This window comes from Asanoa ishikariensis (assembly GCF_900107455.1).
Lineage (GTDB): Bacteria > Actinomycetota > Actinomycetes > Mycobacteriales > Micromonosporaceae > Asanoa > Asanoa ishikariensis.
Window position 1 is genome coordinate 24,934 of the sequence record NZ_FNQB01000008.1, and the last position, 8,483, is coordinate 33,416.

Sequence of the window (8,483 nt, forward strand, 5' to 3'; positions counted from 1 at the left end):
TTCACCGGTAATGCCAGACCCTCCCTGCGCACGGGTGAACGTCGTACGGTCGAGAACATGGACAACCGGGACGAGGTACGCGACTTCCTCACCTCCCGCCGCGAACGCCTCACGCCCGAGGAGGCCGGGGTCCCGGTCTTCGGCGGCAAGCGGCGGGTCAAAGGGCTGCGCCGCGAAGAGGTCGCGATGCTCGCCGGGATGAGCACCGACTACTACACGCGCCTGGAACGGGGCAACCTGACAGGTGTCTCGGTGCCGGTGCTCGACGGCCTGGCGCGGGCGCTGCGGCTCGACGAGGCCGAACGTACGCACCTGTTCGACCTGGCCGAAACGGCCAACGCCGCGCACCGCCCGACCCGCGAGTCGCGGCGGCCGGGCAGCCGGGCCGGCGTGCGGCTGGGCGTGCAGCGGATCCTCGACACCATCCACTCCCCCGCGTACGCCCGCAACGGACGCATGGACATCCTGGCGACCAACCGCCTCGGCCGTGCCCTCTTCTCCGACGCCCACCGTGGCGGCCGCACGTTCAATCTGGCCCGGTACCTGTTCCTCGATCCGGCATCCCAGGACTTCTATCGGGAGTGGCAGACCGTCGCCGCCGACTGCGTCGCCGCCCTGCGGACCGAAGCCGGCCGTAACCCGTACGACCGTGGCCTGACCGATCTGGTCGGCGAGCTCAGCACCCGCAGCGACGAGTTCCGCACCTGGTGGGCCACCCACAACGTGAAACTCCACTACACGGCCCGCAAGACTCTGCACCACGCGATCGCGGGCGACCTCGAGCTCACCGGCGAGGCCCTGCACCTCCCCGGAGACCCCGGGCTGACCATCATCACGTACACCTTCGAACCGGCCAGCCCGACCGAGCAGGCAGTTGCCTTCCTGGCTAGCTGGAGCGCCCGGGAAGCGGCGGCAGACTCCGCGTCGCCGGCCGAGGCCGACACCTAGGCTGTCCGGGTCTTCACCTCACCGATGTCGACCTCCTGCGAACGGCCCTCAACGTTCCGCCCGGTGCAGGCGTTTAGGAGGGTAGGCGTCAACGGAGGTGGACCGGGTGGGCGAGGACGACGACGGATATCCAGGGTTTCGTGACTTCGTGTCCGGGCGCGGTCCCGCTCTCACCCGTGCGGCGTTCCTGCTGACCGGAGACCGCCATGCCGCCGAAGACCTCGTGCAGACGGCCCTGGCGCGGGTCCTTCGGCACTGGAAGCGGGCCAGCCAGGGTGATCCGGAGGCCTACGTCCGACGGACGATGTACCACCTCCAGATGTCGTGGTGGCGCCGCCGGCGGGTGCCCGAGCGCCTGGCCGCCGACCTGCCCGAGACCGGGTCGGACCCGTACCCCGCGGCGACATTGCGGCTCACCCTGGACCGCGCGCTGAGACAGCTCAGTCCCCGGCAACGTGCGGTGCTCGTCCTGCGGTTCTACGAGGACCTGACCGAAGCGCAGGCGGCCGACGTGCTCGGCTGTTCCGTCGGCTCGGTCAAACGCCACGCGTACGACGGCCTCGCCCGCCTACGGCGTACATCGCCGCATCTGTTCGACGAGGTTCGAGCCGAGGAGAACGTGCGATGACGGAGCGGGTACGCGAGGCGCTGCGCGACATGGCGAACAGCGTCGAACCCTCGTCCCTGTACGACGGTGCCATCGCTCGCGCCCGGCGCCGCAAGCGCCGCGGGCTGGTCGGTGCGACCGCCGTCGTGATCGCGCTGCTGGGGGTGGCGGTGCCGGTGTCGAGATCCGCGGTGACCCCGGCCGCACCGCTGGGCATCGGCCCGTCGCTGCCCGACCGGGTCGGCGCCCCCCACTGGGGCACCTCGTCGGTCACGTCGTCACCCGTCGGCGCGGCCAGCGTGGTCTTCGGCGCCCCCGCCTGGTGGATCAGCGGCAGCAAAGGTGTGCTCGCCGTCGTCGGTGCCAACCGCGACGACTACCGGCTGACCGACCAACTCGACGACTACCACCACGCCGGTGAGCAGGCCGTCCTGTCGCCGGACGGCACCCGGCTCGCCACGGTCGGCCGCGTCACCGACCTCGGCACGGGCACCTCGGTTCCGCTCCCCGCACTTGACGCCGAGCTCGTCGTACCGCAGGCGTGGTCGCCAGACGGCACTACGTTGGCCGTGATCGCGTACGACACGCGGATCGCTCGTGAACCTGATGGTTCGGAGGTCTTCGCCCCCACGCGCGCGACCCTGCACCTGGTCGACCTGGCGTCCGCCACCGACCGCCGCATCGCCGATCTCGACCCGAGCGCGGTCCACGACGGCTACCTGGTCGCGTTCGCGCCCGGGGGCGACCGGTTGGCCTACCAGTCCGCCCGGACCGTCACCGTCGCCAGCAGCGACGGCACGACCGTCAGCACGTTCACCCTCGGCGACGGCGACCACCTCGCGGGCAAAGGGTCGTGGACGCCGGACGGGCAGGGGCTGACGCTGTTGCGGCAACGCCGATGCTGCGACGGCGACGCGTACCCGTCCCGTTGGCAGCTGACCGTGGTCGACCCCACGACCGGCGAGCCCCTGCCGGCGCCCGCGCTGCCCGAGCTCCCGGGCCTGGTCGGGGTGCGCCTGCTCGGTTGGTCACCGTCCGGCGAGGCGGTGGTCGCCGCGCTCTATCCCGAACCGGGCAGCCCCATCGTCGGATTCGACACGTCCGCGCACACGCTGTCGCTCGCGCAAGTGCAGTTCACCGACTACCAACGGGTACGCGCGGTCAGCGTGCTCGCCGTCGGGAGCGGCACCCGGACCCTGCTGACGGCTCCGGATCAGCAGATGCTCTCCGTGGACGTGGCCGACGACCTCATCGCCGGCGGCCAGCGACGAAGCGGGCAACCGCCTGAGGGCCTGAGCCCCCGCTTGACCGCCGTGCTCGTGGCCGTCGCCCTGGCCGTCGCCGCCATCCTCGTCGTGGTTGTCCTGGCGATCCGCCGTAGCAGAATGGCCCAACGGACGAGATGACGGGGAGACAGCGACGTGTCCAGCACGCAGTTGTACGACACCATCGGAGCGACGTACACCGTTACGCGGCGCACCGAGCCGCGGATCGCCGCGCAGTTCTGGGCCGCGCTCGGTGACGCGCGGACCGTGGTGAACGTCGGGGCCGGCACCGGTTCCTACGAGCCCACCGACCGGGACGTCACCGCGGTCGAACCGTCGGCGCTCATGCGTGCGCAGCGGCCCGCCGGTGCGGCGCCGTGCGTGGCGGCGACCGCCGACCGTCTTCCGTTCGACGACGACTCCTTCGACGCCGCGATGGCCTTCGCGACCATCCATCACTGGCCGGACCTGGTCGCGGGCCTGCGGGAGATGCGGCGCGTGGCGCGGCGCGTGGTGGTGTTCACCCACGAGACCAGCGCCGCCGGGTGGCTTGATCGGTTCTGGCTGACCCGTGACTACGTCCCCGAAGTCGGCGACCTGGTGCTCGGCCGGCCGTCGTTGACCGCGCTCGCCGATGCCGTCGGCGGCCGCACCGAGCCGGTGCTGATCCCGTGGGACTGCGTCGACGGCTTCTTCGAGGCCTACTGGCGCCGACCCGAGGCCTACCTGGACGAACGGGTTCGGCGCGGCACCTCGGTGTGGACCGCGGTCGGGCCGCAGGTCGAGGAGCGGGCCGTGCGCAGCCTCCGCGACGACCTCGCATCGGGCCGGTGGGCCGAACGCAACCACGACCTGGTGACCTCGGACGAGGCGGAGCTCGGCTTGCGGCTGCTCATCTTCTGAGCTTCGACGTCCGGCAAGTGGCGCGCGTCACGTCGCGTCAGGTCTCGGCGCTCCACGGTGTCTCAAGGGTATGACTCCGCACGACACAACCACCGACGAGCATGCCGAGCGGTTCACCTTGTTGCGGCCGCTGCTGTTCACGATCGTGTACGAGATACTCGGCTCGGCCATCGACTCCGACGACGTGCTGCAGGACAGTTATCTGCGGTGGGCGCAGGTCGACCTCGCGACAGTGCGAGACACCAGGTCGTACCTGGCGCGGCTGGTGACCCGGCAGGCACTCAACGCCCTGCGGGCGAGCGTGCGCCGCCGCGAGGACTACGTCGGCCCATGGCTGCCCGAGCCGCTGCTGCTCGACGAGAACGACCCGTCGGCCGACGTGGTGCTCGCCGAGTCCGTGTCGATGGCGATGCTCGTACTGCTAGAGACGCTCAGCCCCGATGAGCGTGCGGTGTTCGTGTTGCGCGAGGTCTTCGGCTTCGACTACGACGAGATCGCGGCGGCGGTCGGCAAATCCGTGCCGACGGTGCATCAGGTGGCGCACCGCGCCCGTGAGCACGTGCAGGCGCGACGCAGGCGGTTCCAGCCCGTCGACGCCGCGAAGACCGCGCGGGTCACCGAGGAGTTCATGACCGCGGCGGCCACCGGCGACCTGGCCGGGCTGCTCACCCTGCTCGCACCGAACGTCACCTGGACCGCCGACAGCGGCGGCAAGGCCACCGCGTCGCGCCGGCCGGTGGTCGGCGCGCAGAAGGTTGCCGCCGTCCTTATCGACCTCTTCCGCACCAGCCGCCGACTGCCGGGCATGCGGATCCAGGTGGCCAACTGCAACAACACGCCCGCGTTGGTGGCGCGCATCGGCGGTGACCACCCCGAAGGCGTTCTCTTGATCGAGATCACCGACGGGAAGATCACCAACTTCTACGCAGTTCGCAACCCGGACAAGCTCGTCGCGATGACGGTCCCCCGGCGAATCAGCCGCTGACTACCCGACCAGCGTTCCCACGTCGACTTCCGAGGATTCCCATGCTGCGACGAATAATGACCATGCCCGCCGGCCGGATCGCGAAATGGGCCATCGTGGCCACCTGGATCGCTCTGCTGGTGCCGGCCTTCATGCTGGCCGGCAAGCTGGGCGACGTCGAGAAGAACGATAATTCGGCCTGGCTGCCCAGCAACGCGGAGGCGACCACGGTCCTCGATCAGGCCAGGAAGTTCCAGCCCGCCGAGACCCTGCCCGCGATCGTCATCTACGACCGGCCCTCGGGTGTCACTCCGGCCGACCTGGCCAAGGCCCGAGCCGACGCCGAGGCCTTCATGGCGCTCGACAAGGTCGTGGGGCAGCCTCAGGGCCCGTTGACGTCCCAGGACGGCAAGGCCATCCAGACCGTGGTCCAGATCGACGACGGCAACGAAGGCTGGGACGGCGCCCACCAGGTCGTCGACGCGATGGCCGAGATCGGCGAACAGAACGCCGACGGTCTCGTGTTCCACGTCACCGGACCCGCCGGCTACGCGTCCGACTCCATCACGGCCTTCAGCGGAGGCGGCGCCTTGGGGATGATCACCGCGCTGGTGGTGGTCGTCATCCTGCTGTTCACGTACCGCAGCCCGATGTTGCCGTTGCTGCCGCTGCTGACCGCCGGCGGCGCCCTGGTCGCGGCGGAAGCGGTGATCTACCTGCTGGCGAAGCACGCCGGGCTCACCGTCAACACGCAGACGAGCCTCATTCTGACCGTACTGGTCTTCGGCGCCGCCACGGACTACGCGCTGCTGCTGGTCTCCCGCTACCGGGAGGAGTTGCGGCGGCACGAGGACCGGCACGAGGCGATGGCGGAGGCGCTGTACCGCTCCGGTCCCGCGATCATCGCCAGCGCGGCGACCGTCGCGGTCAGCCTGCTGGTGCTGCTGCTGGCCATCCTCAACTCCACGAAAGGGCTCGGCCCGGCCTGCGCCATCGGGATCGTCGTCGGGCTGCTCGCCATGGTCACCCTGATGCCGGCCCTGCTGGTGATCTGCGGACGCTGGATCTTCTGGCCGGTGAAGCCCTCGGTCGGCCCGGTCGTGGCGGCCAGGCGCAGCATCTGGACGCGGGTCGGCACCGCGATCTCCCTCCGGCCGCGGGTTGTGTGGGTCGGCACCGCGCTCGTCCTCGGCGTCATGGCGATCGGAGTGCTGGGGCTGAAGGCCGACGGGATTCCGAGCAAAGGCCAGTTCACCGGCGAGTCGCAGGCGGTCGTCGGCGAGGAGGTCCAGGCCAGGCACTTCCCCGCCGGGTCGGGTGACCCCATCTATGTCGTGGCCAAGGCCGCCTCGGCGGGGCAGGTCAGGAGCGTGCTGTCAGCCGTGCCGGGGGTCGCCGACGTCGCTGCGCCGATTATCAAGGATGGCGACGCCTTCATCCTCGGTACGCTCACGGACGCTCCCGGCAGCAAGGCCGCAATGCGCACCGTCGAGCAGGCCAGAACTGCGGTCCACGACATCGAGGGCGCGGAGGCCCAACTCGGCGGCAGCACGGCGATCGCCCTGGACACCCAACAGTCGGCCGCCCGCGACGCCAAAGTGATCATCCCCGTCGTACTGATCGTGGTGTTCCTGATCCTCGCGCTGCTGCTGCGGGCGATCGTCGCACCGCTGCTGCTCATGGCGACGGTGGTGCTGTCGTTCGGAGCGGCCCTCGGCGTGAGCGCTCTGATGTTCAACCACGTCTTCGACTTCGCCGGGGCCGACGCGAACTTCCCGCTGCTGGTGTTCGTGTTCCTGGTCGCCCTGGGCATCGACTACAACATCTTCCTGGTCACCCGCGTACGGGAGGAAGCACTGCTGCACGGCACCTCGCGCGGCGCCCGGATCGGCCTGTCCGCCACCGGCGGCGTGATCACCTCGGCGGGTCTGGTGCTGGCCGGCACCTTCGCGGCGCTGGGCTCACTGCCGCTGGTCTTCGCGGCGCAGTTGGGGTTCACGGTGGCGTTCGGCGTGCTGCTGGACACCATGATCGTCCGCTCGGTGCTGGTCACCGCGCTGACTGTCGACGTGGGGCGATGGATGTGGTGGCCCAGCAAGCTGTTCAAGCGTCACGACGTCCAGGAGCCGGCGGCCGAGCTCGAACACGCTCTCGTGGGGAGCTGAAACCACCGTGGGCCCGTCAGATTCCGGCGGGCCCACGCTGCGTCGTCCACCCACGACCGAACCCTCCAACCACAGTCGAGGATCATGACCACGCACCGGCAATTCCGACCTACACCGGCGCGGCCCTGGCCGAAACGCGCAGCAACAACCGAGAACCTCAAGATCGAGGTCATCGGCCCGTTCCGTGACTTCCAGGTCCCGATCCAGTAAGCGATGGGGCCGGACCTTCGCCTCACCGGCAGGGCAATAGACCGGCGAAGAACCGGTTGACCGCCGACAGGCAGAACCGAGGCACCGGGCCCTCGATGACGACCGAGGAGGTCCCATCGTCGATCTCGATCCTGCGCTTCGACGACCGCTCCGCGAAAGCGATGAGAACCTGCCCGAACGCCTCCAGGCCCTCCGCCGAGAGACTTCCGTCCACCAAAAGACGGCCGTCACCCTCGCGGGCACCGGGCAGTCCGGCGCGGGTCAACTCCGAGCGAAGCGCGCGAAGGACGGCGTCCGACCCTCCGGCGGCCGAGGGATCACGCACCACGACGGTGTAGCCATCAACGGTCACCCGAAGACTATGGACGAGAGCCGACGATCGGGGACGGATCCCTGCCAGAATCGTCCGTTCGAGGCCGCCGAAACTACTTTCGGTAGCCACCGCTGTTCGATCTGTGAGTCAGCGCGTGGGAAGCGCCCCGAGGAACCGTACACACTCCATCAGTTGTTCGGTCCTCATATGTATTCCCTTGTGGACGGCGAGCCCACGCTCAGCGGCAGCCTTCAGCAGCGGGGTGACGTCAGGGTTGGCCACGACCTCTGCCACGACCGCGTCAGGCGATTAACCATCCACAGTGAACGGCAGCGGATCGTCAGGCTTCAAACCGAGCGAGGTCGCGTTGACGACGATGTCGTCGTCGGGACTGGGCGCGTCGACACTGCGGACGTCGACCAGCCCGGTGCCCTCGGCCACGCTCGCCGCCAGTCGCTCCCCACGCTCGCGCGTCCGGTTGACCACGTGCAACCGGGCCACGCCCGCTCGTGCCAACGCGAAGCCAATGGCATGACCCGCCCCGCCCGCACCGACCAGGGTTACCTTCCGCGCTGCCACCTCATGCCCCTGCGCGCGCAGGCCGGCGACGAACCCAGTGCCGTCGAACATCGCGCCGACAAGCCTGCCGTCGGGATGACGCCGAACAGCGTTGACACTCATCGAGTGGGCGGCGGTCTCGTCGAGATCGTCGACCAGTCGCGCCATCGTCTCCTTGTGCGGAATGCTCACGATCAGCCCGCTCAGATTGAGCCAGCCGCGCAAACCCTCCACGAACCCGGCAGTCCCTCGGGAGTCACGTCAGCGGCGATCAGCAGCCCGTTCACCGAATGGACGCGAAGAACGCATTGGCCGGACCCGGCGCTCGCACATGTCCGGCCGGGTGCGCCACGAGCACACCGATCTGTGTATCCCCGGTGATTACAAGGGCATTTGGGTCCGCTGTGTCAGCACGGGCCATATCGCATCACCTTTACTGTTTCGAAGAAGAGATGCCGAAGGCCTGCTGCAACGTTACCGGCCGCACTCAGCAGCCCGGGCTGTCGTTCGCCGGGAGCTGACACGCTAGTTTGCTCGGATGAGTCTTCTG

At 69.4% G+C, this 8,483-nt stretch carries 7 protein-coding genes and 1 pseudogene; 6 read left to right on the top strand and 2 right to left on the bottom strand.

The window, feature by feature from the left end:
- Positions 1-57: 57 nt before the first annotated feature.
- The 6 genes and pseudogenes from BLV39_RS41890 to BLV39_RS41915 all read left to right on the top strand — a co-directional run bounded on the left by BLV39_RS41890 (position 58) and on the right by BLV39_RS41915 (position 6,852).
- Positions 58-948: a helix-turn-helix domain-containing protein gene (locus BLV39_RS41890; protein ID WP_090805099.1), complete on the top strand. Its 891-nt coding sequence runs from the start codon at positions 58-60 to the stop codon at positions 946-948.
- A 106-nt stretch (positions 949-1,054) separates the two neighbouring features.
- Positions 1,055-1,576 carry a SigE family RNA polymerase sigma factor gene (locus tag BLV39_RS41895; RefSeq protein WP_090805124.1) on the top strand — a complete coding sequence of 174 codons (522 nt, stop codon included), beginning with the start codon at positions 1,055-1,057 and terminating at the stop codon, positions 1,574-1,576.
- Positions 1,573-2,961, top strand: a complete 1,389-nt coding sequence (locus BLV39_RS41900; RefSeq protein ID WP_090805102.1) for a WD40 repeat domain-containing protein — start codon at positions 1,573-1,575, stop codon at positions 2,959-2,961. The genes BLV39_RS41895 and BLV39_RS41900 overlap by 4 nt, the downstream gene beginning before the upstream one ends.
- A 15-nt stretch (positions 2,962-2,976) precedes the next feature.
- Positions 2,977-3,723, top strand: a pseudogene (locus BLV39_RS41905) (class I SAM-dependent methyltransferase); the annotation flags it as partial.
- 70 nt (positions 3,724-3,793) lie between these two features.
- The gene (gene sigJ, locus BLV39_RS41910; protein WP_090805107.1) at positions 3,794-4,708 is read left to right on the top strand and encodes an RNA polymerase sigma factor SigJ; all 915 of its coding nucleotides are present in this window, start codon (positions 3,794-3,796) and stop codon (positions 4,706-4,708) included.
- 41 nt (positions 4,709-4,749) lie between these two features.
- Positions 4,750-6,852 carry an MMPL family transporter gene (locus BLV39_RS41915; RefSeq protein WP_090805110.1) on the top strand — a complete coding sequence of 701 codons (2,103 nt, stop codon included), beginning with the start codon at positions 4,750-4,752 and terminating at the stop codon, positions 6,850-6,852.
- Between the two features lie 232 nt (positions 6,853-7,084).
- Here the strand turns inward: BLV39_RS41915 and BLV39_RS41920 are convergent, their stop codons facing one another.
- Both BLV39_RS41920 and BLV39_RS41925 read right to left on the bottom strand, forming a co-directional pair.
- Positions 7,085-7,414 carry a hypothetical protein gene (locus tag BLV39_RS41920; protein WP_090805113.1) on the bottom strand — a complete coding sequence of 110 codons (330 nt, stop codon included), beginning with the start codon at positions 7,412-7,414 and terminating at the stop codon, positions 7,085-7,087.
- Between the two features lie 270 nt (positions 7,415-7,684).
- A complete protein-coding gene (locus BLV39_RS41925) occupies positions 7,685-8,167 on the bottom strand; it encodes a shikimate dehydrogenase family protein (RefSeq protein ID WP_090805116.1) in 483 nt (160 codons plus the stop codon).
- Between the last annotated feature and the right edge of the window lie 316 nt (positions 8,168-8,483).